The organism is Paraburkholderia sp. GAS206C (genome assembly GCF_050435645.1).
Classification (GTDB): Bacteria; Pseudomonadota; Gammaproteobacteria; order Burkholderiales; family Burkholderiaceae; genus Paraburkholderia; species Paraburkholderia phenazinium_B.
In genome coordinates this window covers 781,366-806,942 of sequence record NZ_JBNDKR010000002.1, presented here as the reverse complement: position 1 = coordinate 806,942, position 25,577 = coordinate 781,366, and the positions used below count along the sequence as shown (strand labels likewise).

Annotated in this window: 25 protein-coding genes; 15 read left to right on the top strand and 10 right to left on the bottom strand. The window is 62.7% G+C overall.

What is annotated here, in order from left to right; all coding sequences use genetic code 11:
• Positions 1–481: 481 nt before the first annotated feature.
• The 3 genes from P3T20_RS08030 to P3T20_RS08020 all read left to right on the top strand — a co-directional run bounded on the left by P3T20_RS08030 (position 482) and on the right by P3T20_RS08020 (position 2,755).
• Positions 482–1,738 carry a ribonucleotide-diphosphate reductase subunit beta gene (locus P3T20_RS08030; protein ID WP_429286636.1) on the top strand — a complete coding sequence of 419 codons (1,257 nt, stop codon included), beginning with the start codon at positions 482–484 and terminating at the stop codon, positions 1,736–1,738.
• A gap of 102 nt (positions 1,739–1,840) precedes the next feature.
• Positions 1,841–2,158 (top strand): hypothetical protein, encoded by a 318-nt coding sequence (locus tag P3T20_RS08025; protein WP_074262524.1) that lies wholly within the window; start codon positions 1,841–1,843, stop codon positions 2,156–2,158.
• A 30-nt stretch (positions 2,159–2,188) separates the two neighbouring features.
• Entirely contained in the window at positions 2,189–2,755 is a 567-nt protein-coding gene (locus P3T20_RS08020; protein ID WP_074262523.1) for a histone H1-like DNA-binding protein, read from the top strand.
• 143 nt (positions 2,756–2,898) lie between these two features.
• Here the strand turns inward: P3T20_RS08020 and P3T20_RS08015 are convergent, their stop codons facing one another.
• From P3T20_RS08015 to P3T20_RS07975, 9 genes are all read right to left on the bottom strand, one after another.
• Positions 2,899–3,837, bottom strand: coding sequence for a carbohydrate kinase family protein (locus P3T20_RS08015; protein WP_429286635.1), 939 nt, complete (start codon positions 3,835–3,837; stop codon positions 2,899–2,901).
• A 143-nt stretch (positions 3,838–3,980) separates the two neighbouring features.
• Positions 3,981–4,481 (bottom strand): thiol peroxidase, encoded by a 501-nt coding sequence (tpx, locus tag P3T20_RS08010; protein ID WP_074262521.1) that lies wholly within the window; start codon positions 4,479–4,481, stop codon positions 3,981–3,983.
• An 80-nt stretch (positions 4,482–4,561) separates the two neighbouring features.
• The gene (locus P3T20_RS08005) at positions 4,562–5,797 is read right to left on the bottom strand and encodes a zinc-ribbon and DUF3426 domain-containing protein (protein WP_429286634.1); all 1,236 of its coding nucleotides are present in this window, start codon (positions 5,795–5,797) and stop codon (positions 4,562–4,564) included.
• Between the two features lie 48 nt (positions 5,798–5,845).
• Positions 5,846–6,748: a 50S ribosomal protein L11 methyltransferase gene (gene prmA, locus P3T20_RS08000; protein WP_429286633.1), complete on the bottom strand. Its 903-nt coding sequence runs from the start codon at positions 6,746–6,748 to the stop codon at positions 5,846–5,848.
• Between the two features lie 3 nt (positions 6,749–6,751).
• Positions 6,752–8,119: an acetyl-CoA carboxylase biotin carboxylase subunit gene (gene accC / locus P3T20_RS07995; protein WP_074262518.1), complete on the bottom strand. Its 1,368-nt coding sequence runs from the start codon at positions 8,117–8,119 to the stop codon at positions 6,752–6,754.
• Positions 8,120–8,230: 111 nt separating this feature from the next.
• Complete coding sequence (gene accB, locus P3T20_RS07990; RefSeq protein ID WP_074262517.1) at positions 8,231–8,698, bottom strand: acetyl-CoA carboxylase biotin carboxyl carrier protein; 468 nt, start codon at positions 8,696–8,698, stop codon at positions 8,231–8,233.
• Positions 8,699–8,768: 70 nt separating this feature from the next.
• Positions 8,769–9,224 (bottom strand): type II 3-dehydroquinate dehydratase, encoded by a 456-nt coding sequence (gene aroQ, locus P3T20_RS07985; protein ID WP_074262516.1) that lies wholly within the window; start codon positions 9,222–9,224, stop codon positions 8,769–8,771.
• Between the two features lie 194 nt (positions 9,225–9,418).
• Complete coding sequence (locus P3T20_RS07980) at positions 9,419–9,970, bottom strand: TlpA family protein disulfide reductase (protein WP_429286632.1); 552 nt, start codon at positions 9,968–9,970, stop codon at positions 9,419–9,421.
• 10 nt (positions 9,971–9,980) lie between these two features.
• Positions 9,981–10,634, bottom strand: a complete 654-nt coding sequence (locus P3T20_RS07975; protein ID WP_429286631.1) for a UDP-N-acetylmuramate--alanine ligase — start codon at positions 10,632–10,634, stop codon at positions 9,981–9,983.
• 232 nt (positions 10,635–10,866) lie between these two features.
• Between P3T20_RS07975 and mpl the strand changes: the two genes are divergently transcribed.
• The 5 genes from mpl to mtgA all read left to right on the top strand — a co-directional run bounded on the left by mpl (position 10,867) and on the right by mtgA (position 16,830).
• Positions 10,867–12,306, top strand: a complete 1,440-nt coding sequence (gene mpl, locus P3T20_RS07970; RefSeq protein ID WP_429286630.1) for a UDP-N-acetylmuramate:L-alanyl-gamma-D-glutamyl-meso-diaminopimelate ligase — start codon at positions 10,867–10,869, stop codon at positions 12,304–12,306.
• Complete coding sequence (locus tag P3T20_RS07965) at positions 12,303–12,902, top strand: YqiA/YcfP family alpha/beta fold hydrolase (RefSeq protein ID WP_074262512.1); 600 nt, start codon at positions 12,303–12,305, stop codon at positions 12,900–12,902. Before mpl ends, P3T20_RS07965 begins: the two co-directional genes overlap by 4 nt.
• Positions 12,903–13,040: 138 nt before the next feature.
• The gene (locus tag P3T20_RS07960) at positions 13,041–15,164 is read left to right on the top strand and encodes a ribonuclease catalytic domain-containing protein (RefSeq protein ID WP_429286629.1); all 2,124 of its coding nucleotides are present in this window, start codon (positions 13,041–13,043) and stop codon (positions 15,162–15,164) included.
• Complete coding sequence (aroE, locus tag P3T20_RS07955; protein WP_429286628.1) at positions 15,161–16,102, top strand: shikimate dehydrogenase; 942 nt, start codon at positions 15,161–15,163, stop codon at positions 16,100–16,102. Before P3T20_RS07960 ends, aroE begins: the two co-directional genes overlap by 4 nt.
• 5 nt (positions 16,103–16,107) lie before the next feature.
• On the top strand, positions 16,108–16,830 hold the full coding sequence (gene mtgA, locus P3T20_RS07950) for a monofunctional biosynthetic peptidoglycan transglycosylase (protein ID WP_429286680.1): 723 nt from the start codon (positions 16,108–16,110) through the stop codon (positions 16,828–16,830).
• A gap of 178 nt (positions 16,831–17,008) precedes the next feature.
• On the opposite strand, the gene P3T20_RS07945 is transcribed toward mtgA, so the two are convergent.
• Positions 17,009–17,149, bottom strand: coding sequence for a hypothetical protein (locus P3T20_RS07945; protein WP_429286627.1), 141 nt, complete (start codon positions 17,147–17,149; stop codon positions 17,009–17,011).
• A 789-nt stretch (positions 17,150–17,938) separates the two neighbouring features.
• Here P3T20_RS07945 and P3T20_RS07940 point away from each other — a divergent pair.
• From P3T20_RS07940 to araH, 7 genes are all read left to right on the top strand, one after another.
• Complete coding sequence (locus P3T20_RS07940; protein WP_429286626.1) at positions 17,939–18,886, top strand: IclR family transcriptional regulator; 948 nt, start codon at positions 17,939–17,941, stop codon at positions 18,884–18,886.
• Positions 18,883–20,010: a 2-dehydro-3-deoxygalactonokinase gene (locus tag P3T20_RS07935; RefSeq protein WP_429286625.1), complete on the top strand. Its 1,128-nt coding sequence runs from the start codon at positions 18,883–18,885 to the stop codon at positions 20,008–20,010. Before P3T20_RS07940 ends, P3T20_RS07935 begins: the two co-directional genes overlap by 4 nt.
• Positions 20,011–20,054: 44 nt before the next feature.
• On the top strand, positions 20,055–20,735 hold the full coding sequence (locus P3T20_RS07930; protein ID WP_074262507.1) for a 2-dehydro-3-deoxy-6-phosphogalactonate aldolase: 681 nt from the start codon (positions 20,055–20,057) through the stop codon (positions 20,733–20,735).
• Positions 20,732–21,568 carry an SDR family oxidoreductase gene (locus P3T20_RS07925; RefSeq protein WP_074262506.1) on the top strand — a complete coding sequence of 279 codons (837 nt, stop codon included), beginning with the start codon at positions 20,732–20,734 and terminating at the stop codon, positions 21,566–21,568. Before P3T20_RS07930 ends, P3T20_RS07925 begins: the two co-directional genes overlap by 4 nt.
• Positions 21,569–21,761: 193 nt before the next feature.
• Positions 21,762–22,760 (top strand): arabinose ABC transporter substrate-binding protein, encoded by a 999-nt coding sequence (locus P3T20_RS07920; protein ID WP_074262505.1) that lies wholly within the window; start codon positions 21,762–21,764, stop codon positions 22,758–22,760.
• Between the two features lie 193 nt (positions 22,761–22,953).
• The gene (gene araG / locus P3T20_RS07915) at positions 22,954–24,483 is read left to right on the top strand and encodes an L-arabinose ABC transporter ATP-binding protein AraG (protein ID WP_429286624.1); all 1,530 of its coding nucleotides are present in this window, start codon (positions 22,954–22,956) and stop codon (positions 24,481–24,483) included.
• Between the two features lie 71 nt (positions 24,484–24,554).
• Positions 24,555–25,571 carry an L-arabinose ABC transporter permease AraH gene (araH, locus tag P3T20_RS07910; RefSeq protein ID WP_074262503.1) on the top strand — a complete coding sequence of 339 codons (1,017 nt, stop codon included), beginning with the start codon at positions 24,555–24,557 and terminating at the stop codon, positions 25,569–25,571.
• Positions 25,572–25,577 lie beyond the last annotated feature (6 nt).

Below are 25,577 nucleotides of genomic sequence, written 5' to 3'. Positions count from 1 at the left end.
CGATTTCGACCGGGCACTTGTCTTGCGATCAGCATCAGCGAAAAGCAGCAACAAACAGTAACGAACAGCAGCACGCACTACCAGGCAACCCCAGGCGCTCGACACGAAGAAGCGCGCAGCACGCGAGCAACATACGGGCAACACGCGCTCGCCAGCTCTCACGACTCATTGAACTTTGCCTTGCTCGTGCTGACGAACTAGCAACAGCCAAGGCAACGTGCAAAAGCCAGGCAGTACATCAGGCAACACAGCACAGTTTTCAGAGCATCGGGATCGCTTCGATTCGATGTTCTCTCGAGAGAGCGAAGCACTTCGACAACACATGTTTGGGTCACCTCACATGAGGTATCAGAGACAGTCTGTTGACCAAAGTGTTGTATGAAGGTCGCAACGCGAATCGAAAACAGGATTTTTCATCAGCGAACTCTTTTATCGCTCGTGAAAAGATGGTACAAACCGTTCTAAATTGATGGTGACATTTATGCTCAACTGGGATGACGAGATCACTGCCGTAACTCCCTCGAGCGCTACGCAACTGAATGAGTTGCGCAACGCCTCGGGATCGGCTGTCGGTACGCAAGTCGGAACGCGTGCCCCTCATCAAGCTCCCTCGGCCCAGGAAATCTTCGCGAACGACATCGCTGTCGCTCCCGTTGCCACCCGTGCCGCTACTCCATCTACCGCTCAAACCTCCGCCGACACATCCGCCGCCGTCTCCGAAGCGCGCGTGAATGTCGCCGACAAGCGCATCATCAACGGCCAGACTGACGTCAATCAGCTGGTGCCGTTCAAGTACAAGTGGGCGTGGGAGAAGTATCTCTCCGGCTGTGCGAACCACTGGATGCCGCAGGAAATCAACATGTCCCGCGACATCGCCCTGTGGAAAGACCCGAATGGGCTGACCGAGGACGAGCGCCGCATCGTCAAGCGCAACCTCGGCTTCTTCGTGACGGCCGACTCGCTCGCCGCCAATAACATCGTGCTGGGCACCTACCGCCACATCACGGCGCCCGAATGCCGCCAGTTCCTGCTGCGCCAGGCATTCGAAGAGGCGATCCACACGCACGCCTACCAGTACATCGTCGAATCGCTGGGCCTTGACGAAGGCGAAATCTTCAACGCGTACCACGAGGTTTCCTCGATCCGCGCGAAAGACGAATTCCTGATTCCGTACATCCACGTGCTGACCGATCCGGCCTTCAAGACCGGGACCGTCGAGGCAGACCAGACGCTGCTGCGTTCGCTGATCGTGTTCGCCTGTGTGATGGAAGGGCTGTTCTTCTACGTCGGCTTTACCCAGATCCTGGCGCTTGGCCGTCAGAACAAGATGACCGGCGCGGCGGAACAGTACCAATACATCCTGCGCGACGAGTCGATGCACTGCAATTTCGGCATTGACCTGATCAACCAGATCAAACTCGAAAACCCGCACTTGTGGACGGCTGAGTTCCGCGCGGAAATCCGCGAAATCTTCAAGCAAGCGGTCGACCTTGAATATCGTTACGCAGAAGACACGATGCCGCGCGGGGTGCTCGGCCTCAATGCGTCGATGTTCAAGAGCTATCTGCGCTTCATCTGCAACCGCCGTTGTCAGCAGATCGGTCTCGATCCGCTGTACCCGAACGAGGAAAACCCGTTCCCGTGGATGAGCGAGATGATCGACCTGAAGAAGGAACGCAACTTCTTCGAAACGCGAGTGATTGAATATCAGACCGGCGGTGCGCTGAGCTGGGAGTAATCCCGGGTGCGCTGCGGTTGAACGCAGTTGGAATGCGAACTCTTTGATGGGGATGCCGCCGGCCGAGCCCGCGGCAGTTATGGTTAGGAGCAGAACCGCCTGATGCAAAGCGTGCCCGGTGCCTTAGCGGCCCACAAACATGATAGGCACTTTGCGAACCCTTCAGTGGGATGGGCAAACTTCCCCCCGGAAAAAGCCGCTGGCCTGACGGCCGGCGGCTCGATCAAACGATTGCCGGCGTCGAGATCCGACGCTGACTGGACTTGGCGCGCGGTGCCCGATGGCACGGCGCGCCTTACCGTATTCATTAGCGTAAGCGCGCAGCACCTGCGTACGCCGATGAATAGCCCGCTTCGTAGCGCGCGCCCTGAGAAGCGTCCGCGGGAAGCGGGTTTTGACGAAGGGTGTAGTTTGAACTGACTCTCATCTGAAAACCTGAAGGAGAAAATGATGGCAACTGCAAAAAAAGCCGCCGCTAAGAAAGTCGCTGTGAAGAAGGTTGCAGCGAAGAAGGCAGCACCGGCAAAGAAGGCCGCAGCGAAGAAAGTCGCAGTGAAGAAGGTTGCTGCGAAGAAAGTCGCTGTGAAGAAGGTTGCAGCGAAGAAGGCGCCGGCTAAGAAGGCCGCAGTGAAGAAGGTTGCAGCCAAGAAAGTTGCAGTGAAGAAGGTTGCAGCGAAGAAGGCAGCACCGGCAAAGAAGGCAGCAGTAAAGAAGGTTGCAGCGAAGAAGGTTGCCAAGAAGGCAGCACCGGCCAAGAAGGCCGCTGCCAAGAAGGCGCCTGCCAAGAAGGCTGCCAAGGCCCCCGCGAAGAAGGCCGCCAAGGCCCCTGCGAAGAAGGCTGCGAAAGCCCCCGCTGCGCCTGCCAAGAAGGCTGCTGCTCCGAAGAAGGCTGTTGCCAAGAAGGCTGCACCGGCACCTGCTGCTCCCGCTGCAACGAGCGCAGCACCGGCAGCTACGGTGAAGACCGCGTTGAACCCGGCTGCAGCATGGCCGTTCCCGACCGGCAGCCGTCCGTAACTGGCTGAGTCGTTAGGCACATTTCGATGTGTCCGATGATTGAGTAGCCCTTCAGTCTCGCTGCTCAATCACCGTCCCGTCGCCGGGTTTCCGGCGGCGGGATTTTTTTTGCCCGCTGTGTTTCGTGCGCGGGCGCTTTGGCGTTACGTCAGATCGTAGCCAAATGCCTGCTTGAACCGCTCGTTGATCTCTGCCCGGGTGGGCGCATAGTTTTGCGGTCCGAGATGCTCTATCTTGAGCGTGCCCATCAGGCCTGCGAGACGGCCCGTAGTGGCCCAGCCGAGCTGCTTCTCGATACCGTAGAGCAAACCGCCGCGGAAGGCATCGCCGCAGCCGGTCGGGTCGAGTACCTGCCTGGCCGTGACGGGAGGGATCTCCTCAATACCGCCCGCGTGATGGATTTGCGAGCCATGCTCGCCGCGCGTCACGATCAGCGCTTCGACCTTTGCGGCAATTTCTTCGACTGACCAGCCGGTCTTGTCGCTCACCAGTTTGGCCTCGTAGTCGTTCACCGCCACGTAAGTGGCGAGCTCGATCATGCGGCGTAGCGTTGCGCCGTCGAACAGCGGCAGCCCCTGGCCCGGATCGAAGATGAACGGCACGCCGGCAGCGGCGAGTCGTTCGGAGTGCTGGGTCATCGCGTCGTAGCCGTCCGGTCCTACGATCGCGAGCGTGATGTCTTTCGCTTCGTCAGCGTGGTTCAGATGTGCCTGCATCATCGCGCCGGGGTGGAAGGCGGTGATCTGATTGTTTTCCAGATCGGTAGTGATCATCGCTTGCGCGGAGTAGGTGTTCTCCAGCACGAGCACGTGCTCGCGCGAGAGGCCCAGCTGGTCGAAGCGATCCAGGTAGCGTTGTGCGTCGACCGCGCCGAGCGCGCCCATGATGCGTGCGTCGCCGCCCAGCAGATTCAGCGAGTAGGCCATGTTGCCGGCGCAACCCCCGAACTCGCTGCGCATCGTCGGCACCAGGAAGCTCACGTTGAGGATATGGACCTGCTCGGGCAGGATGTGCTCCCGAAAGCGGCCCTCAAAGGTCATGATGTTGTCGTAGGCGAGCGAGCCGCAAATCAGCGTAGCCAAGGCGAGTAGTCCTGTAGAAATCTGCAAAGATAAAACCCGGGAGGGCGCTTCCGGACCCCCTCGCTTCGCGCACCGTACAAACCGTGCGACGGATGCGAAAGCGCCGCGCAAAAAGGCGCGGCGCGGGTCCGGGTGCTGGACGCTTACTTCAGTGCGTCGAGTGCCGCGTCGTAGTTCGGTTCGTTCTTGATCTCGCCGACGAGCTCAGCGTGAACCACATTGTCGTTCTCGTCGATGACGACCACGGCGCGCGCCGTCAGGCCGGTCAGCGGGCCGCTCGTCACGTCGACACCGTAGGCCTGCGCGAACTCGTGGCCGCGGAAAGTCGAAGCGGTCGAGACGTTTTCGATGCCTTCGGTCGTGCAGAAGCGCGTGGCCGCGAACGGCAGATCGCCCGACACCACGATCACGGCCGTATTCGACAGCTTGCCGGCCGCTTCGTTGAACTTGCGGGTGGAGGTGGCGCAGGTCGGCGTGTCGAGACTCGGCACGATGTTCAGCACTTTGCGCTTGCCGGCGAAATCGGCGAGCGTGACCGGCTTCAGATCCTTGCCGACCAGCGAAAACGCAGGCGCTTTCTGGCCCACGGCCGGAAACGTGCCGGCGACTTCGATCGGGTTGCCACCCAGCGTGACTTGACTCATGTTGTGCTCCGAAGATTTATCAGGGATTGACGGTGAACGCGCCCGCTGTGTCGCGGGCGCAAGAAAACTGCGGCTTATGTTCAGGGGTAGAAGATCTGTACGCGGAAATTCGATGCGACTGCGTTGCCGGTATCCAGGTGCACGACCATGGTTTGTGTCGTGCGTGGCGGCAGGCCGGCTGCGATCGGCGTTCCGGGTTTCACGTAGTCCTGCGGCCACAGTACACGGCGCACGGCGACGTTGTTCTGATCGTCGAGCAGCGTGAGTTCGATAGCCGGATAGGCGAGCGCGACGTTGTAGCGGTTGCGCAGCGGCATCTTCAGCTCGAGCTTGTGCGGCCCGTCGATCTGGCGGAGATCGGACGGCTCGACCTGCAGGCCATCAATATCGTGCGGCGGCATGACGGTGCAGCCAAGCGGCGCACAAACCTGTGCATAGAGCGACTGCGAGGCCGGCCAATCGACCATGATGAGTTCGCGTTGCCACCAGGAGAGCTGCGCGAGCAGACCGAGCAACAGGATGAAAGCAACCAGCGCGCCGAAGATCGTCCAGCCGATACGGCGCGGCGGGGCCGCACGCGTCTCGCGGATCACCTGGAACGGATCGGCTTCATCCGCCGGCGGATTGGTGGCGAAGGGCGTGGCGCTGGCAGTGGCAGCGGCGGTACCGAAATGCGGTTCGTGGTCTGGAGCGGTGCGTAGCGTTTCAGCGGCGGCATGCGCGTCCTGCAAGGCAGGCTCGTCGTCCGCGCGATGTTCCGGCTGACGCCATACCGGCGCAGGCTCGGGCGCGACCTCGGGAGTGGCCTCGGACACGAGTTCCGGTTCTACCTCGGGCGCCGCGTGGGACACGAAGTGATCGTCATCCACGCTGACCGGTTCCGGCTCGGCCGCGAATACGGGTTCCCGATGATCGGCAGCATCCCGGTCCGAGGCGTGCCACGGGGTGACAGCGAGGTTGCCGGAGACAGGCGCCAGCGGCAGGTTGCCTGCGTTGTGCAGCAAGCTCTGGTCGATGACGGCGTCGGCCTGTGGTGCCCACGGGTCCCATGCCTCGGCGCTGAAATTCGGTGCTTTCGGGCGCGGAGCCGGTGCGGGGGCCGCACTCGGAGCCGGGTTCAACGCAGTCACGGCTGTCGGAGAAATCGGCGTAGCCGTGGCGAAGTCGCCGCCCTCGGCGGTCTCATACAGACTACTCGATGCGTCGAACACTTCCTGGCAATGCCCGCAGCGCACAAGGCCGCGGCGCAGCGCGAGCTGCGCCGGCTGAAGCCGGAAGACCGTTTCGCAGAAAGGACAGCGCGTCGCCAGGAGCATATTGAGCCGATTGGCCGCAGGGCCGGTGGTTGGACAATACGTCTTATTCTAATGGCTTTCCCGACGCGTTCCCGTCAGGCATACCCAACCTTCGTGTTCACGCCATACGGCGATGTCGATCCACTGTTGATAAACGCGCGCGACTTCATCGGCCTGGCGCGCCAGAATCCCCGACAGCGCAAGGCGTCCACCCGGCTTCACCTTCGACGATAGCATCGAGGCCATCAGCTTGAGCGGATTGGACAGGATGTTGGCGACGACGATATCGAACTCGCCGGCCGGGCAGTTTTCGGGCAGGCCGTAGATGACTTCGGCGCGGTTACGCTCGCTGTTATGGCGAGCCGATTCGACGGCTTGCGGGTCGATGTCGATACCGTAGACGGGATTCGCGCCGCACTTCTTCGCGAGGATCGCGAGAATGCCGGAGCCGCAACCGTAGTCGAGCACCGACTGGTTCGGCTTGACCGACTGCTCGAGCCATTCCATACACAGGCGCGTGGTCGGATGACTGCCGGTGCCGAAGGCGAGACCCGGGTCGAGTTCGAGCACGAGCGCATCGGGGTCCGGTGCATCGTGCCATGACGGCACGACCCAGATGCGTTCGCCGATCGGAATCGGATCGAACTGCGACTGCGTGAGCCGCACCCAGTCCTGTTCTTCGACTTCACGCACGCCGAACGTAGGCGCGGGACTTAAACCCAGTTCGTTCGCGGCGGCGGTCAGCAGAACCGCCGGCTCGTGTTCCGGCGCCAGCAGCGCGATCACGCGCGAATGCTGCCATGCCGTGCGATCAGGTGTGAGACCGGGTTCGCCGAAGAGCGGCTGCTCGTCGGGCGTATCGGCATCCGCATCTTCCACCGACACGGACAACGCGCCGAGCTCGAGCAACGCGTCGGACAGTTCCTCCGCGTGCTCACGTGCCAGCTCGACGATCAGTTCCCGGTAACTCATGGCTTACGCTTCTTCCGGCGCGGCCTGCTGCTTTGCGGCCAGACGGTTTTCGAGGTAGTGAATGCTGGTGCCGCCCTCGACGAACTTCGCGTCGAGCATCAGCTCGCGGTGCAGCGGGATGTTGGTCTGAATGCCTTCAACCACCATTTCCGACAGCGCGATGCGCATCCGCTTGATGGCCTGCTCGCGCGTCGCGCCATAGGCGATCAGCTTGCCGATCATCGAATCGTAGTTCGGCGGCACGAAGTAGCCGTTGTACGCGTGCGAATCGACACGGATGCCGGGGCCGCCCGGCATATGCCAGGAGGTCAGGCGTCCCGGCGACGGCGTGAACTTGAACGGATCTTCGGCGTTGATCCGGCATTCGATTGCATGGCCCTTGAACACGATGTCGCGCTGGCGGAAGGCGAGCTTTTCGCCGGCCGCGATGCGGATCTGTTCCTGGACGATATCGACACCGGTAATCAGTTCGGTCACCGGATGTTCGACCTGCACGCGCGTGTTCATCTCGATGAAGTAGAACTCGCCGTTTTCGTACAGGAACTCGAACGTGCCCGCGCCGAGATAGCCCATCTTCTTGCAGGCATCCGCGCAACGATCGCCGATCCGGTCGATCAGGCGGCGTGCAATTCCAGGCGCCGGCGCTTCTTCGATCACCTTCTGGTGACGGCGCTGCATCGAGCAATCGCGCTCACCGAGCCAGATAGCGTTCTTGAACGAATCGGCGAGGATCTGGATTTCGATGTGCCGCGGGTTCTCCAGGAATTTCTCCATGTAGACCTGCGGGTTGCCGAAAGCGCGGCCGGCTTCTTCGCGCGTCATGTTGACCGCGTTGACGAGCGCCGCTTCCGTGTGGACCACGCGCATGCCGCGGCCACCGCCGCCGCCAGCTGCCTTGATGATCACCGGATAGCCGACCTGGCGGGCAATTTTCACGATCTCTTTCGGATCGTCGGGCAACGCGCCTTCAGAACCCGGCACGCAGGGCACGCCGGTTTTGATCATGGTCTGCTTGGCCGTGACCTTGTCGCCCATCATCCGGATCGTTTCCGGGCGCGGGCCGATGAAGGTGAAGCCGGACTGTTCGACGCGCTCGGCGAAGTCGGCGTTCTCGGAGAGAAAGCCGTAGCCGGGATGGATCGCTTCGGCGTCGGTGACTTCCGCCGCGCTGATCAGCGCCGGCATGTTCAGATAGCTCAGGTTCGAAGGCGCCGGGCCGATACAGACGGCCTCGTCGGCGAGCTTCACGTACTTGGCTTCTTTATCGGCCTCGGAATAGACGACGACCGTCTTGACGCCGAGCTCACGGCAGGCGCGCTGGATACGGAGCGCGATCTCGCCGCGATTGGCAATGAGAATTTTTTCAAACATAGCGGATTTTCGACTCATCAATGGGCGCCGCAGGGTAGCGGGAGCCTCAGAGGATCGGTCGCGCACCCCGTTCCTGCAGGTGCGCGGACGGCAAACGCAAAGCGTGCCGCGTTAGCCGACCACGAACAGCGGCTGACCGTATTCGACGGCTTGCCCGTTGTCGACGAGGATTTCCTTGACCACGCCGGACTTGTCCGACTCGATCTCGTTGAGCAGCTTCATCGCTTCGATGATGCAAATGGTCTGGCCTTCCTTGACCGTATCGCCCACCTGGACGAACGCCTCGGCACCCGGCGACGGCGCGCGATAGAACGTGCCGACCATCGGCGAGGTCACGACATGGCCTTGCTGTGCGACGGGGGCGGGCGTTGCCGGAGCAGCCGGCGCTTCAGCGGCGGGGCCTGCTGCGGCCGGCGCCGGCGCGGCGTACTGCGGTGCATAGGACGCGGACGGCTGCACGTAAACCGGCGGCGCATTCTTGACGATGCGGACCTTGCCTTCACCTTCAGTCACTTCCAGTTCCGAAATGCCGGACTCGGAGACGAGGTCGATCAGAGTCTTCAGTTTACGTAGATCCATTGGGCACATCCCCTTTCAATACATGAAGTGCCGGCGGCGTTGCCTGCCGGCTAAAAGTAGTTTGTTGGAATCAGCCGCGCGACGAGCCGGCGGCGAGCCGGTCCAGCGCGAATTCGAGCGCGTACAGATATCCCTTCCAGCCGAGGCCGCAAATGACGCCCTCGGCCTGGTCGGAGAAATACGAGTGATGCCGGAACGGTTCGCGACGATGCACGTTCGACAGATGAATCTCGACGAACGGGATGCCGACCCCCGCCAGTGCGTCCCGAACCGCCACGCTGGTGTGCGTGTACGCGGCGGGATTGATCAGAATGAAATCGGTTTTTTCGATCCGTGCGGACTGGATGCGATCGACCAGGGCGCCTTCATGATTGCTCTGGAACGACGCGAGTTCGACACCGGCGTCCGTTGCACGGTCGGCCAGCGCCTGATCGATCTGCGGCAGCGTCACGTGACCATAGACCTCCGGTTCCCGGGTACCGAGAAGATTGAGGTTAGGTCCGTGCAGTACCAGCAGTCGCGTCATGGTCGCTTCTATTTCCGTGGAGTTGGGCGCACTTTAGCGCTGATTAGAGAAACTTGTCTAGTTTCACGCGCACGAGGCTTGATCTGGACGGTCCGCGGCGGATCGTCCGTGCCCGCATCTTCTGGCAATTTTATGCAATTTGCACCCAATGCGACCCGTTCCGGCCGCAATTAACCGTTAGGCGAATGTCAAATTCAGAGTGCGTCGAGCGTGTGTTTCAGTTCGTTCGGCTGGATTTGCCCTAATTTTGTCGAGCGAACGTTGCCTTTTGCGTCGATCACGACGGTGAACGGCAAGCCGCCCGCATTATTGCCGAAGGCCCGGGCGAGGTCCGCACCGCCAAAGCCGATCACATAGACGGGGTAGTCCACCGGCACCTTCTGCAGAAAGGCTTTCACGTTTTTGTCCGAATCGACGCCAAGTCCGACGAACTCGATGCCTTTTTTCGCGTATTCGCGATGCAGCTGGGCGAGCGACGGCATCTCTTCCACGCACGGCCCGCACCACGAAGCCCAGAAGTTGACCACCACCGGGTGTCCCTTGAGCAGGCTGAGCGACTGCGGTTTACCATCGGCATTGGTGACGGGGGCCGCCCACAATTGTGCGACGGCGTTTTGCGGAGCCGGCTGGGCGGCCTCCGCGACTTCCATTCCGCCTGCGTCGAGCAGGCTGTGGCCCGCGAATACGCCCGCGCCTGCTGCGATCAACGCTACGAACGCACTTGCCACAATCAACTTGGTCTTCATTGTTGTCCGATCAATTATTGGGGGAGATGATGCCGTCTTTATCGAGCAACGCCTGCACGGCCTGTACGCTCGCGCGGGCGTGGCGGCCGCGCGCATCGGCACGCACCGCGCCGCGCAAGTCGTCAGTGCCGTAAAGTGCCACGTGGATGCCGACCGGCTCGTCGCCAGGCGTTGCCCGCTCGGGGCGCCACAGGAAACTCAGCGTTTCGACGTAGCCGCGGCCCGCGAAATGGCGCGTCTCGGACACGTCGTATTGCACATTGGCGTTGAGGAAATAGATCGCGACGTCTTTCGGGTTGTCGCAGAACGCCTGCAGATAGACATCCGAATGCTCGCCCGCGGTGCCGTTGAGCACCGCGCCGGTCAGATAGGGATTGAATGGGGCGAGCCGTTGCATCCAGTCCAGCGCTACGCCGCGCAAGCGGCGCAGCACCACTGGCTGGCTGTCGCCCTGAAAAAGAGACTGGTATTCGCGGATTTCTTCCTCGATCTGGTCGTTATCTGGCAGCCATTCACCAGCGACACGTGTCTCCCCGACGACTTGCCGCGCAGCTTTGCGCTTGGCCGTCGAGTAGTCCAGACCGTCCTCGGCGATCATCCGCGCAGCGGCGATGGCGATTTCCTCGCGCACCCGCTGCGGATCGAAATGTGATTTGCGAACCATCTCACAATCATACTAGAGATTGAAGTGCGGTCTTTTTGCGCCGGGCGGTCTGTCCCGCGCCGGGGTGACCGGCGTGAAGTCCGCCCGGCGGCCCGGAGCGGCGGGGCACGTCCGCGCTGCGTAGGGCATTCGGAGGGCGTCGGTTACAATAGCGTCCTTTGCAGACGGACCTTTTCGGCCCCTCCTGCGCACCTTCTCCCACGCAAATACGCCCGCGCGGCACGACAGGCTTATGCACATCCACATCCTCGGCATCTGCGGTACGTTCATGGGCGGTCTCGCGGTACTCGCGCGCGGCGCCGGGCATACGGTGACCGGTTGCGACGCCGGTGTCTACCCGCCCATGAGCACGCAGCTCGAGGCCCAGGGGATTCGTCTTATAGAAGGCTACGGCGCGGAGCAGGTCGATCTGAACCCCGATCTGTTCGTGATCGGCAACGTGGTTTCACGCGGCAATCCGCTGATGGAAGCGATTCTCGATCGCGGCCTGCCGTATGTGTCCGGCCCGCAGTGGCTCGGCGAGCACGTGCTGAACGGCAAGTGGGTGCTGGCTGTAGCTGGCACGCACGGCAAGACCACCACGAGTTCGATGCTCACCTGGCTGCTCGAGGATGCGGGGCTGAATCCGGGGTTTCTCATCGGCGGCGTCCCGCTGAACTTCGGCATCTCGGCACGGCTGACCGATTCGAGCTTCTTCGTGATCGAGGCCGACGAGTACGACACGGCCTTCTTCGACAAGCGTTCGAAGTTCGTCCACTACCGGCCGCGCACGGCGGTTCTGAATAACCTCGAGTTCGATCATGCCGACATTTTCCCCGATCTCGCCGCTATCGAGACGCAGTTCCATCATCTGGTGCGTACCGTGCCGGGCATTGGGCGGATTGTCACCAACGGTCGCGAGGACGCGCTTGAACGCGTGCTTTCGCGCGGCTGCTGGAGCGAAGTGGAACGCTTTGGCGTGCAGGGCGGTTGGGAAGCGCTGCCGGCTGAAGACGGCGTGCCCGTCGACGAGCGCTTCGCGGTGTATCACAACGGTGCGCGTGTTGGGGTGGTCGACTGGCAGGTGCAAGGCGAACATAACCGCATGAATGCGATCGCGGCGATCGCGGCGGCGCGCAGCGTCGGCGTGCCGCCCGCGCAGGCCGCGCAGTCGCTGGCGAGCTTCCGCAATGTGAAGCGCCGGATGGAAGTGCGCGGCAGCGTCGACGGCGTGACGGTCTACGACGACTTTGCGCATCATCCCACCGCCATCGAAACGACCGTCGCCGGTCTGCGGACACGCGTCGGCCGCGAACGCACGCGCATCCTCGCCGTGCTGGAACCGCGTTCGAACACGATGAAGCTCGGTGTGATGAAGGCGCAATTGCCGGCGAGTCTCGCGGATGCGGATCTGGTGTTCGGTTATGGCGCGCCCACCGGACGCGATGCGCTGGGCTGGAATCTCGGCGAGGCGCTGGCGTCGCTCGGCGACAAGGCGCAGGCCTTCGACAACCTCGATGCGCTTGTCAAAGCGGTTGTGGCAGCCGCCCGGCCTGGTGATCAGGTGCTGGTGATGAGTAATGGTGGCTTCGGTGGTGTCCATCAGAAGCTGCTCGATGCGCTGTCGGCGCGGCTGGTTCAGGCGCGGCCGGCTGAGGCGCGGCCCGATTCAACCGGACGAGGCGAGGCGTGATCCTCTATCTGCACGGCTTCCGCTCGTCGCCGAATTCGTTCAAGGCACGCGTGATGGCGACGCGTCTGGCCGAACTCGGCCGCTCGGCGGAATGGTGCTGCCCGATGTTGCCGGTGTCGCCGCTCGAAACCATCGCGCTGGCTGAATCGCTGGCCGCCAGGGCAGCAACGCCGGTGACCGTGATCGGCAGTTCGCTCGGCGGTTATTTCGCCACGCATCTGGCCGAAAAACACGGCTGGCCAGCGGTCCTGCTGAATCCGGCGGTCGTGCCGCAGCGCGATCTCAGCCAGTATCTCGGCGAGCAGCCGCTGTGGCATGGCGGCGGCAGCATCGTCGTCGAACCGCATCATCTGGACGAACTGCGGGCACTGGGTGTCACCGCCATCACGCGGCCCGAACGCTATTATTTGATTGCAGCGACCGGTGACGAAGTACTCGATTACCGTGAGATGCTCGCCCACTATCCGGGCGCACGCACGACGCTGATCGAAGGCAGCGACCACGCAATCAGTGAATTCGAGCAGTACGTCGACGACGTGCTGGCCTTTTGCGACGCAGAGGATCTGGAACCGCCGGCGCCACGCGCGGCGGCCTGATCCGGTGATGCATTGATTCATGCCGCCGGCGCCCAACATGAGCGCGGCGGATCTACCACCACGAACACGTTGCCGACGCGCCGGCCGGATTCAACCGCCAGGCGCTGCGGCAGATGCAAGTCAGAACGAGAGTATTGAGTGAACGTTTTCTTCGAGGAATCGGGCAGTTTCAAGGCGGGCAGCGTGCTGTCGCGCCAGGGCGATGCATTCCAGGTGGAGTTGCCGGGCGGACGGCGCACGAAGGTACGGTCGAAAGACGTGCTGATCGAATTCGAGAAGCCGAGCGCTGGCGATCTGATCCAGCAGGCCGACGCTGCTGCGCAGGAGATCGATCTGGATTTCCTGTGGGAGTGCGCCCCCGAGGATGAATTCCCGTTTGCGACGCTGGGCGCCGATTACTTCGGCGCGTCGTTCGGTCCGGTGGAGCGGGCGGCGCTGGTGTTGCGGATGCACAGCGCACCGGTGTACTTCCGCCGCAAGGGCCGCGGCCAGTATCAACGCGCGCCGGAAGAGCAGCTCAAGCTGGCGCTGGCCGCGCTTGAACGCAAACGTCAGCAGGGGTTGGTGCAGGCCGGGTATGAAGAGGAACTGAAGGCCGGCCGTCTGCCCGAAGCCTTCGCCGGCAAGGCGCTTGGCCTGTTGACCAAGCCTGACAAGAACACCATCGAATACAAGGCGCTCGAAGCTGCCGCGGCGGCGCGCGGCATTTCGCAGGCGCGACTGATGCTCGAATGTGGCGGTATTCCCTCGGCGCGCGCATTGCATGAAGCACGCTTCCTGTCGGAATTTTTCCCGCACGGTACGGGTTTTGCGCCCGTGACGGTCGGCGCTGTGCCGGAGGATTTGCCGACAGCGGACGTACAGGCGTTCTCGATCGACGACGTCACCACCACCGAAATCGACGATGCGTTCTCGGTTGAGCATCTCGCGGATGGCCGCGTGCGCATCGGCGTGCACATCGCGGCGCCGGCGCTGGGCATCCAGCGTGGCGACGAGGTGGATGGCATTGCCCGCACGCGTCTGTCGACGGTATATATGCCGGGTGACAAGATCACGATGCTGCCGGACAGCGTGGTGGAGGCGTTCACGCTGGCTGAGGGCGGCCTGCGGCCGGCACTCTCGCTGTATGTGATCGTCAATCGCGAGACGCAGGAAATTGTGGCAAGCGAGACGCGCGCCGAGCGCGTCTTCGTGAAGAACAATCTGCGCCACAACACGCTGGACGAACTGGTGACCGAAGAGGCGCTTGCCGCCGGTAGCGGCGAATATCCGCATAAGGAAGACATTGCGGTGCTGTGGCCGTTCGCGCTGGCCTTGTTCGAGAAGCGCCAGCAGGCGCGCGCGGGCTATGGTTTGCGTCGCGAAGTGCAGCGCAATACCGACTTCAATTTCTACGTGGACAGCGAGCACATCACGATCACGCCGCGCCGCCGCGGTTCACCGCTCGACACGATCGTCGCTGAGCTGGCGATTCTGGCCAATTCGTCATGGGGCGCATTCCTGCACGACCACGGCGTGCCGGGGATTTACCGCACGCAGCGGGCGTTCGGCGCGCCGACGGGTCCGAAGCGCACGCGTATGCAGACCACCGCCGCGCCGCACGAAGGCCTTGGGGTGACGCAGTATGCGTGGAGCACGTCGCCGCTGCGCCGTTATGTGGACCTGGTCAATCAATGGCAGTTGCTCGCCTGCGTGCAACATGGCGTGACCGCCAAGCTGGCCGCACCGTTCAAGCCGAAGGACGCCGATCTGTTCGCAGTCGTGCAAGGTTTCGACGACACGTATTCGGCCTATGCCGATCACCAGCGGCGCATGGAGTACTTCTGGTGCCTGCGCTGGTTGAAGCAGGAGAACAGGAAGCAGGTGGTGGCATCGGTGGTGAAGGACGACCTCGTGAGGCTTGAAGAGATTCCGTTGCTGTTGCATGTGCCGGCGCTCGGGGTGCATGCGCGCGGTACACGCCTGTTGATGGAAGTGATGTCGATCGACGAGCTGACGGTCGAAGCGTCCGTGCGGATGCTGCACGTGCTCGACGCGCCGACGGTCACGAGCGGTACGGAAGCGGAAGAGGCTGACGAGGGCGAAGAAGAGGTCATCGAGGCCGCGGATGACTCTGCGGAAAGCGAAGCGGAAGCTGCGGCGGAAGCGTCGGGAGAAGCTGAAGGCGAGGCCGACGCAGATTCCGCGGAAAACAGCGGCGCAGGCACTGACAACGGTGAGGCGGCGCCCGCCGATCAGCACGTGGCGGAGCCTGGGCAATGAGTCAAACGGCTAACGCGGCTAACTTCGGCGGCGGAGCCGCTGCTGCTCAGGCGAGCTCAAGTGCGTCTGGGCAACTAACGGCATCCGGTGTGCGCGACCGCTACGCAGTAATCGGCAATCCGGTTAGCCACAGCAAGTCGCCGTTCATTCATGCACGCTTCGCCGAGCAGACTGGCGAGCCGATCGAATACACCCATTTGCTGGCGCCGATCGATGCGTTTGTGCCGCACGTACGCGCTTTCATGGAAGCCGGCGGACGCGGGCTCAACGTCACGGTGCCGTTCAAGCTGGACGCCCACGCGTTGTCGACGACGCTGTCGCCTCGCGCCGCGGCAGCCGGTGCGGTGAATACCTTGCGCTTCGATGCTGCCGGTATCCACGGCGACAATACCGACGGCTTTGGGCTTGTGCGCGACATCGAAGTGAATCTGGCTACGCCACTCAAGGGTGCTCGCATCCTGCTGCTGGGCGCAGGCGGTGCGGCGCGCGGCGTGGTGCTGCCGATGCTGGAGCGCGCACCGCACACGTTGACCATTGTCAACCGCACTGCCGGGAAGGCCAGTGCGCTGGTCGATCAGTTCAGCGCGGCGGCGCGGGCGGCCGGTTGCCGTTTGAGCGGCGGCAGCGCAACAGCGATCGAGCCGGGCGCTTACGACGTCATCATCAATGCAACCGCCGGCAGTCTGGATGCCGCGTTGCCCGAGTTCGACGACGGCGCATTCGGCAGCGGTACGCTTGCCTACGACATGATGTACGGCGCGCAGCCGACCGTGTTCATGCAGCATGCGCAAACGCTGGGCGCGCGAGCGGCGGACGGCTTGGGCATGCTGGTCGAGCAGGCCGCCGAGTCGTTTTATATCTGGCGTGGCGTGCGTCCTGACGGCGCGCCGGTGCTGGCGCAATTGCGTCAGATGTTGTCTGCGCCGAGCGCAGCGTGACGATGATGGCGCGAACGAGGGGATCAGGCAGGCCGGGACCGACCCGCTGGACTCTTTACGTTGGCGCGGTGGTCGCGATTGCCTGGATAGCGACGCAACTGTTCTACTTCGTGCAGATTGGCATCTGGAACTACGTCAATCCGCAGTCGACGGCATTCATGCGCTCGGACGCGTGGACGCTTTCGCAGGACCGCCCCGACCTGTCGATCCAGCATACGTGGGTGCCATACGATCAGATCTCGCGCAATCTCAAGCGCGCGATCATTGCGTCCGAGGACGCGAACTTCGTGAACAACAACGGCTACGAGACCGACGCGATTCTGCAGGCGTGGGAAAAGAACAAGGCGCGCGGCAAGATCGTGGCGGGCGGTTCTACGATTTCGCAGCAACTGGCGCGCAATCTGTTTCTATCGCGGCAGAAGAGTTATATCCGTAAGGGGCAGGAGCTGATCATCACGTGGATGCTCGAGACTTTGATGGACAAGGAGCGGATCTACGAGATTTACCTCAACTCGGTCGAGTGGGGGAATGGGGTTTATGGGGCTCAGGCTGCCGCGAACTATTACTATAAGACTTCGGCGGCTAAGCTCACGGCCTGGCAGTCGGCGCGGCTGGCGGTGATGCTGCCGAGGCCTAAATATTTTGATGAGCATCGGAGTTCGCCGTATCTCGCGCAGAGGGCGGGGGTGATTGCTCATCGGATGGGGGCGGCTGAATTGCCGGAATGAAGGTGGGGGCCTGCGGCGGCTTGGTTTGGGTTGTTGCTCTTGCGGTGTTGGCCTTTCCTTGCTTTCTTATTGGTTTGCTTGCGTTGCCCCTGTGCGGGGCGGCACCTACTTTTCTTTGTCCCACAGGGACTACCTTCGGGTCGCCGCCGCAAAGAAAAGTAGGCAAAAGAAAGCGGGCTCACACCGCCAGCCTGTAGGTGTCCACCACTGGCATAAAGCCGGAGTGGTCCGCGCACGCACTGCGCTCTCGCACCACACCCGTCAGTGACACAGCGCTCATCCGTTCCAGCGTTGCGCTTCGCACCCCGCCGTCGGGCATAACCCTCCTTCTGCAAACTCTGCAGGAATTCTAACTTTACTGAGCGTCTGCCCATTCGGTGGACTGCCGAGCTCCGCTTTTGCGATCGCGCAATTGAACGTACGGACAGCCGAGTTCGCTCGGCATGTCCTGCGCGCCACCCTCACCGTCTCCCCTTGCAGACCGATCCGCCGCGCACGTAGTGCGCTGGCGGGATGGATGAGTCCTTTGTCACGAGGGGTGAGTGTGCGAGGGACGATTTCGTGCGCGGACCGCTCCGCCGTGAAGCGAGAGGTGGACACCTACAGGCTAGCGGTGTGAGCCCGCTTTCTTTTGCCTACTTTTCTTTGCGGCGGCAAAGAAAAGTAGGTGCCGCCCCGCACAGGGGCAACGCAAGCAAACCGATAAGAAAGCAAGGAAAGGCCAACACCACAAGAACAACAAACCAAACCAAGGCGCCGCAGGCAAACCCCCCAAAACCCGCGCCCAGCGGCCAAATCCCATTATATGAATACAACACTCACATATTGGAGATTTGAATAAAACCGCCCTACAATCCGAAGCACCAAGCCTGCAGAGCACGGCTAAGAAGCCCACGCGCCGAGCGCGAATTAGAGCCGCCTGCAAGGCAAAAAGAGTCCAGAACCTCCGCGCACCCAGCAAGCGCGGCCGGCTGGACCATACGATCGGAGACAACAGCCATGCCCCTCACCGTCAGGCAGCAATCGCGCGCACATAGCGCGCCGTCCCGTTTCCCTGGCCGCCACGCCGGTCCCGCGCGCTAACACCCCAACCAGTCGCCCAATCGCCATGAACAAAGCGATGTCCACCCACGCCGCAGCCGACCACGACGCCGACTCCGAAACCCTGCCGCAATCGCGCCCCCGCACGCCCAACGGTGCGCCCGGCTCACACTCCCCCGCCGACGGAATCGCGCTGCCCAGCACGCTGCTCGACATCACGCCGCAGCAAGCCGGCACGCAGACCCTGTTGCGCGGTCTCGCGATTCTGGAAGCTGCCGCCGCGGGTGTACGCGATCTGCGTACCTTCGGTGCCGCGCTCGGCACGACCCGCAGCACGACGCACCGGCTCGTCAGCAGCCTCGTCCAGGCGCGCTATCTGCGTCAGGTGCAAGGCGGCTATCTGCTCGGCCCGAAGCTGATCGAACTCGGCACCATCGCGCTCGAACAGATGCCGCTCACCACCGTGGCCCGGCAACATCTCGAATCGCTCGCCGAACAGACGCTCGATACGATCCACCTCGGCGTGCGCGATGGCGACGACGTGCTCTACATCGACAAGATCCCCGGCACGCGCGGTCTGGAAATGCGCTCGCGCGTGGGGCACCGCATGCCGCTGGCCTCCACTGGCATCGGCAAGGCGATGATGCTCGATCTCACGCCCGATTCCTGGCAGTCGCTATTCGACGCCTCGCGTCGTGCGCTCGCTGGCGTCAGCTTCAAACCCGATAACCGCCCCGACATGCCGACCTTCATGCAACGCATGACGAACTACTCGGCCGGCGGCTATACGTTCGACCTCGAGGAAAACGAGGCGTCGATTCGATGCGTCGCTGCGCCCGTGCGCGACGCGTCGGGTTCGATCGTCGCGGCGCTGTCGGTGGCGAGCACGATTCCCTATATGTCGCTCGAACGGATGGACGAACTGATTCCAGTCGTGCAGCGCGAAGCACGCGCCATCTCGGAAGAACTCGGCTGGCGTGTGCCGCAGCCGGCGACGCGCAGGATCAAACGATGACGCAAGCGGGTTCCCCCATGCCGGCCGCTCAACTCGCAGGCGCTGTGGATGCCGCCAGCGTGACGGACGCCGCGCTCGACGCGAGTGGCGCAGCAACCGCGCAAACGCAGGCCGTCAGCCTCGATCAGGCCGCGTTGGTCGCGCTCGACTGGGGCACGACATCGTTGCGCGCCTATCTGTTCGACGCCGCCGGTAACGTGCTGGACACACGCGAGTCGACCGCGGGCATCATGAATCTGCCGCGTCCGGCGGCTGATGGCGGCTTCGATGCGGCCTTCGAGTCCGCTTGCGGCGCCTGGCTGGAGCGTGCACCCAATGTCCCGGTGATCGCAGCCGGTATGGTCGGCAGTGCGCAAGGCTGGCTCGAAGCGCCGTATGTGGATGCGCCGGCGAGCGCCGATGCGCTGGTCGATGGCATCGTCCGTGTGCAAACGGCACGGGGCGTGACGCTGCATATCGTGCCAGGCGTGCTTGAGCGCGGCGAACTGCCGAACGTCATGCGTGGCGAAGAAACGCAAATTTTCGGCGCGCTCGGCGATAGCCCCGCAGCCGCAACCGATGGACAGCACGAACTGATCGGCCTGCCCGGCACGCACGCGAAATGGGTGGTGGTGCGTGGCAGCCGCATCGAGCGCTTTCATACCTTCATGACCGGCGAAGTCTTCGCAGCCCTGCGGGAGCACACGATTCTCGGCCGCACCATGGTGACGCCCGATCGTATGGACACCGAGGCATTTCTGCGCGGCGTGAACAACGCACGCCTGAAAGGGCAGGCTGGGGTGCTCGCCACGATATTCAGCACGCGCACGCTCGGCCTGACCGGGCAGCTCGCGGGCCAGCAGCAGCCCGACTATCTGTCAGGTCTGCTGATCGGCCATGAGCTTGCCGGCCTCGACGCGGTCCTCGTGCAGCATCAAAGCAAGCTCAACGGGCACTCGCTGCGCCTGATCGGCAATGAGGCGCTGTGCGGGCGTTATCAGCTCGCGCTGACCCAATTCGGTTGTACCGAGGCGGAACTGGCCCGGCAAGCCACCGAACGCGGTCTGTGGCGCATCGCGACGCAGGCCGGGCTTGTCGCGCCGGCGTCCGGTGCTGCACAGGCCGCACGTGCGGCCGGCGGTTAGTCAGAAGGTTAAGCGGCCGCGCACGACATAGACAAGGAATCGACATGCAACCTCATATCAACCTACCCGCTCCGTATCTGCCGCATGCCGGTCTGATGGCGGCATTCGAAGCGTGTCCGCTTATCGCCATCCTGCGCGGCGTCACGCCGGCGGACGCCGCCGAGCACGCTCAGGCGCTGTATGAGGCGGGGTTTCGGATCGTCGAAGTGCCGCTGAATTCACCGCAGCCGTTCGACAGCATCGCCGCGATCCGTAAGGCATTGCCGGCCGATGCGATCGTCGGCGCGGGCACCGTCCTGCATGCGAGTTTCGTCCACGATGTGCTGTTGGCCGGTGGCGAACTGATCGTGATGCCGCATAGCGACGCCGAGGTGGTGGCGGCAGCGAAGGCGCGTGGCCTTGCCTGTGCGCCGGGCGTCGCTACGCCGAACGAAGCGTTCCTCGCGCTGAAGAACGGAGCAGACGTGCTGAAGATGTTCCCGGCTGAACAGCTTGGCTGCCAGGTCGTGAAAGCCTGGCGCGCGGTGATCGCCGCCGAGGTGCCGCTGGTGCCAGTCGGCGGCATTACGCCGGACAACATGGGGCCGTTCCTGACCGCAGGCGCGAACGGTTTCGGGCTCGGTTCTGCGCTTTACAAGCCGGGCCAGAATGTGGCGGCGACGGCGTCGCATGCACGGGCCTATATCAACGGCTTGCGAATCGCACGGGCGAGTGCAAAGAAATGAACCGGCTCGCCAACAAGGTCGCGTTGATTACCGGTGCCGGTCGCGGCATCGGCGCAGCCATCGCGCTGGCGTTTGCGCGCGAAGGTGCGGCGGTCGTGCTGGCGGAACTGGATGTTGAAACCGCGCAGCGCACCGCGCGCGACATCGAGGCGGCGTGCAAGGCAAGTGGCGCCGGCAGTGCGAATGGCGCGAGTGCAGCGCGTGGCCCTGCAGCAAGCGGCGCCAGAGTACTCGCGGTGCAGACCGACGTGACGCAATCCGCCTCGGTGCAGCACGCCGTGCACGAAGCGGAAAGCACCTTCGGCGCGGTCGATGTGCTGGTCAACAACGCCGGCATCAACGTGTTCTGCGACCCGCTGACGATGACCGACGACGACTGGCGCCGCTGCTTCGCGGTGGATCTCGACGGCGTCTGGAACGGTTGCCGCGCGGTGTTGCCGGGAATGGTGGAACGTGGTGCGGGCAGCATCGTGAACATCGCTTCGACACATGCGTTCAAGATCATCCCGGGCTGCTTCCCGTACCCGGTTGCGAAGCACGGTGTGATTGGATTGACCCGGGCCCTCGGTATCGAATACGCGCCGCGCAATGTGCGCGTCAACGCAATCGCACCGGGCTACATTGAAACGCAGTTGACGCATGACTGGTGGAACGGTCAGCCGGACCCGGCGGCCGCGCAGCAGGCGACGCTCGATCTGCAGCCGATGAAACGCATCGGCCGCCCGGAAGAAGTCGCGATGACGGCGGTCTTTCTCGCCTCGGACGAGGCACCGTTCATCAACGCGAGCTGTATCACGGTAGATGGCGGGCGCTCAGCGCTGTATCACGACTGAGCCACCGTCTGGAGAAAAACCAGGCGGCACGCCGTGGAAAGTGTGCCGCTGTGAAGCACAACGAAGCGAAGCGCCACAGAGCGCGACGATCAGTTTCAGCCGGTTGACGCGCTGGCCGCGTGTGTCAAGGACCGGATAAGAAGACGCGGCCGATACCTTCTCGTTATCTACTAATTAGTCAGGAGACTGCAACATGAAACGTAGAATTTTCCTCACGCTGGCAGCTGCAGCAGCAGGGGTGCTGTTCAATGCACCGGTCGTCCAGGCCGCCGATCAGGTCAAGATCGGTTTTCTGGTGAAGCAGCCGGAAGAACCGTGGTTCCAGGACGAATGGAAGTTCGCCGAGATCGCTGCCAAGGAAAAGGGTTTCACGCTGGTGAAAATCGGTGCTCCTTCCGGCGAGAAGGTCATGAGCGCGATCGACAACCTGGCTGCACAGAAGGCGCAGGGTTTCATTATCTGCACGCCGGACGTCAAGCTTGGACCGGGGATCGTCGCCAAGGCGAAGGCTGACGGACTGAAGATGATGACGGTTGACGACCGCCTCGTCGACGGTGCCGGCAAGCCGATCGCATCGGTGCCGCATATGGGCATTTCGGCCTACAACATCGGCAAGCAGGTCGGCGACGGTCTGGCTGCGGAAATCAAGAAGCGTGGCTGGGACATGAAGGATGTGGGCGCGATCGACGTGACCTACAACCAGCTGCCGACCGCAGTCGACCGCACCGGCGGTGCAACCGACGCGCTCGTGGCCGCCGGCTTCCCGAAGGCTAACGTGATCGAAGCGCCGCAAGCGAAGACCGATACGGAAAACGCTTTCAACGCCGCCAACATCGCGCTCACCAAGAACCCGCAATTCAAGCACTGGATCGCCTACGGCCTGAACGACGAAGCCGTGCTCGGCGCTGTGCGTGCAGCGGAAGGCCGCGGCTTCAAGGCGGACAACATGATCGGCATCGGTATCGGTGGTTCGGACTCGGCTCTGAACGAGTTCAAGAAGCCGACGCCGACGGGCTTCTACGGCACCGTCATCATCAGCCCGAAGCGCCATGGCGAAGAAACCTCGACGCTAATGTACGACTGGATCACGCAAGGCAAGGAACCGCCGGCACTTACGCTGACGACCGGCATGCTGGCCACGCGTGACAACGTCGCGGACGTGCGTGAAAAGATGGGTCTGGCATCGAAGTAAGCAGTCTTTAATAGAAGTGCAGCGGCTGGGCGCCGGACAATGATCCGGCGCTCAGTCGTCCCGGCAGCACATGCAAGGCGCGGATCAATTGCCGTGCTCGCAGGCGCAACAGCAGTAGAGACAAACCGGTGTGCCGGCAACGTGGGAGTAACGCGCCGGACCGCTCGGTTCACAGGATGCAACAGGAGGCGAAGTGTCAGCGACGCTGCGTTTTGACAATATTGGTAAGGTCTTCCCAGGCGTGCGTGCGCTCGACGGCGTGTCCTTCGACGTGAACGTCGGCCAGGTGCACGGCCTGATGGGCGAGAACGGCGCGGGGAAATCGACCTTGCTGAAGATTCTCGGTGGTGAATATCAGCCGAATTCCGGCCGCCTGTTGATCGATGGCAACGAGGTGCGCTTCGGTAGCGCGGCCGCGTCGATTGCGTCCGGAATCGCGGTGATTCACCAGGAACTGCAATACGTGCCCGACCTCACGGTCGCGGAAAACCTGCTGCTTGGCCAGTTGCCGAACTCGCTCGGCTGGGTCAACAAGCGCGAAGCCAAACGCTTCGTGCGCGAGCGGCTCGAAGCGATGGGCGTGGCGCTCGATCCGAACGCGAAGCTGCGCAGGCTCTCGATCGCACAGCGTCAGATGGTCGAAATCTGCAAGGCGCTGCTGCGCAATGCGCGGGTGATCGCGCTGGACGAGCCGACCAGCTCGTTGTCGCACAGCGAGACCGAGGTGCTGTTCAAACTGGTGCGCGACCTGCGCGCCGACAACCGGGCGATGATCTATATCTCGCACCGGATGGATGAGATTTATGAGTTGTGCGACGCCTGCACGATCTTCCGCGACGGTCGCAAGGTGGCCTCGCATCCGACGCTGGAAGGCGTGAAGCGCGACACGATCGTGGCCGAAATGGTCGGCCGCGAGATTTCCGACATCTATAGCTACAAGCCGCGCGAACTCGGCGAAGTACGCTTTGCCGCCAAGGGGATCGAAGGGCACGCGCTCAAGGAGCCGGCCAACTTCGAAGTGCGGCGCGGTGAAATCGTCGGCTTTTTTGGTCTGGTGGGCGCGGGCCGTAGCGAACTGATGCACCTCGTGTACGGCGCCGACAGCAAGAAGAACGGCGAGATCGTGCTTGACGGCAAGCCGATCAAGGTGCGCAGCGCCGGCGAAGCGATTCGCCACGGCATCGTGCTGTGTCCGGAAGACCGCAAGGAAGAGGGCATCGTCGCAATGGCGACCGTGTCCGAGAACATCAACATCAGCTGTCGCCGCCACTATCTGCGTGCGGGTTTCTTCCTGAACCGCAAGAAAGAAGCGCAAACAGCGGACAGTTTTATCAAGCTGCTGAAGATCAAGACGCCGAGCCGTCGCCAGAAGATCCGTTTCCTCTCCGGCGGCAACCAGCAGAAAGCGATTCTGTCGCGCTGGCTCGCGGAGCCGGATCTGAAAGTGGTGATTCTCGACGAACCGACGCGTGGGATTGACGTCGGCGCGAAGCATGAGATCTATAACGTGATTTATCAGCTTGCGGAACGGGGTTGCGCGATCGTGATGATTTCGTCGGAGCTGCCGGAAGTGCTCGGCGTGTCCGACCGGATCGTGGTGATGCGGCAGGGGCGCATCTCCGGCGAATTGCTGCGCAGCAAGGCGAACGAGCAGGCAGTGCTGAGTCTCGCATTGCCGCAAAGTTCGACCGCACCGCAAGCCGCCGCGCCCGAAGCGGCCTGATATCGACCACCGACCGGACGCAAGTCCCCAATAACCCGTCAGCCCGTGACGAAAACGGGAGGAGTAATCAAATGCAAGCCAGAGAAAACCTCGCGCAACAGGCCGCCAAGAGCGCCGCCGAAGCGCTGATTCCGCAGAGCAACGACAAGCAGAAATGGTGGCAGCAGGTCACCGACTACAGCCTGATCGTGATCTTCGCGATCATGTTCATTACGATGTCGCTGACCGTCGATCACTTCTTCTCGATCGAAAACATGCTCGGGCTCGCGCTGTCGATCTCGCAGATCGGCATGGTCGCGTGCACGATGATGTTCTGTCTCGCTTCACGTGACTTCGATTTGTCCGTGGGTTCCACCGTGGCATTTGCCGGCGTGCTGTGCGCAATGGTGCTCAACGCGACGGGTAACACGTTTATCGCCATCATTGCAGCAGTCGTGGCGGGTGGCGTGATCGGCTTCATCAACGGCGCTGTGATTGCGTACCTGCGCATCAATGCGCTGATCACCACGCTCGCGACGATGGAAATCGTCCGTGGCCTCGGCTTTATCGTGTCGCATGGTCAGGCGGTGGGCGTGTCGTCGGATACGTTTATCGCGCTGGGCGGCCTGTCGATGTTCGGCGTCTCGCTGCCGATCTGGGTCACGCTGTTGTGCTTCGTCGTGTTCGGCGTGATGCTTAACCAGACCGTGTATGGCCGCAATACGCTGGCAATCGGCGGCAATCCGGAAGCCTCGCGTCTCGCTGGTATCAACGTCGAACGCACCCGCGTGTACATCTTCCTGGTGCAAGGCGCGGTGACCGCGCTGGCCGGTGTGATTCTCGCTTCGCGTATCACCTCGGGTCAGCCGAACGCTGCCGAAGGCTTCGAGCTGAACGTGATCTCCGCGTGCGTGCTGGGCGGTGTCTCGCTGCTGGGCGGCCGTGCGACGATTTCGGGTGTGGTGATCGGCGTGCTGATTATGGGCACGGTCGAAAACGTGATGAACCTTTTGAACATCGACGCGTTCTACCAGTACCTGGTGCGCGGTGCGATCCTGCTCGCTGCCGTGCTGCTCGACCAGCTGAAGAACCGCGGCTCGCGCGATTGACGCGCG

Bases quoted from the DNA above. Each gene is read 5' to 3' on its own strand.
- P3T20_RS08030 (WP_429286636.1), top strand. From the start codon at position 482: ATGCTCAACTGGGATGACGAGATCACTGCCGTAACTCCCTCGAGCGCT.
- P3T20_RS08025 (WP_074262524.1), top strand. From the start codon at position 1,841: ATGCAAAGCGTGCCCGGTGCCTTAGCGGCCCACAAACATGATAGGCAC.
- P3T20_RS08020 (WP_074262523.1), top strand. From the start codon at position 2,189: ATGGCAACTGCAAAAAAAGCCGCCGCTAAGAAAGTCGCTGTGAAGAAG.
- tpx (WP_074262521.1), bottom strand. From the start codon at position 4,481: ATGAGTCAAGTCACGCTGGGTGGCAACCCGATCGAAGTCGCCGGCACG.
- P3T20_RS08005 (WP_429286634.1), bottom strand. From the start codon at position 5,797: ATGCTCCTGGCGACGCGCTGTCCTTTCTGCGAAACGGTCTTCCGGCTT.
- prmA (WP_429286633.1), bottom strand. From the start codon at position 6,748: ATGAGTTACCGGGAACTGATCGTCGAGCTGGCACGTGAGCACGCGGAG.
- accC (WP_074262518.1), bottom strand. From the start codon at position 8,119: ATGTTTGAAAAAATTCTCATTGCCAATCGCGGCGAGATCGCGCTCCGT.
- accB (WP_074262517.1), bottom strand. From the start codon at position 8,698: ATGGATCTACGTAAACTGAAGACTCTGATCGACCTCGTCTCCGAGTCC.
- aroQ (WP_074262516.1), bottom strand. From the start codon at position 9,224: ATGACGCGACTGCTGGTACTGCACGGACCTAACCTCAATCTTCTCGGT.
- P3T20_RS07980 (WP_429286632.1), bottom strand. From the start codon at position 9,970: ATGAAGACCAAGTTGATTGTGGCAAGTGCGTTCGTAGCGTTGATCGCA.
- P3T20_RS07975 (WP_429286631.1), bottom strand. From the start codon at position 10,634: ATGGTTCGCAAATCACATTTCGATCCGCAGCGGGTGCGCGAGGAAATC.
- mpl (WP_429286630.1), top strand. From the start codon at position 10,867: ATGCACATCCACATCCTCGGCATCTGCGGTACGTTCATGGGCGGTCTC.
- aroE (WP_429286628.1), top strand. From the start codon at position 15,161: ATGAGTCAAACGGCTAACGCGGCTAACTTCGGCGGCGGAGCCGCTGCT.
- mtgA (WP_429286680.1), top strand. From the start codon at position 16,108: ATGGCGCGAACGAGGGGATCAGGCAGGCCGGGACCGACCCGCTGGACT.
- P3T20_RS07945 (WP_429286627.1), bottom strand. From the start codon at position 17,149: ATGCCCGACGGCGGGGTGCGAAGCGCAACGCTGGAACGGATGAGCGCT.
- P3T20_RS07940 (WP_429286626.1), top strand. From the start codon at position 17,939: ATGAACAAAGCGATGTCCACCCACGCCGCAGCCGACCACGACGCCGAC.
- P3T20_RS07935 (WP_429286625.1), top strand. From the start codon at position 18,883: ATGACGCAAGCGGGTTCCCCCATGCCGGCCGCTCAACTCGCAGGCGCT.
- P3T20_RS07930 (WP_074262507.1), top strand. From the start codon at position 20,055: ATGCAACCTCATATCAACCTACCCGCTCCGTATCTGCCGCATGCCGGT.
- P3T20_RS07925 (WP_074262506.1), top strand. From the start codon at position 20,732: ATGAACCGGCTCGCCAACAAGGTCGCGTTGATTACCGGTGCCGGTCGC.
- P3T20_RS07920 (WP_074262505.1), top strand. From the start codon at position 21,762: ATGAAACGTAGAATTTTCCTCACGCTGGCAGCTGCAGCAGCAGGGGTG.
- araH (WP_074262503.1), top strand. From the start codon at position 24,555: ATGCAAGCCAGAGAAAACCTCGCGCAACAGGCCGCCAAGAGCGCCGCC.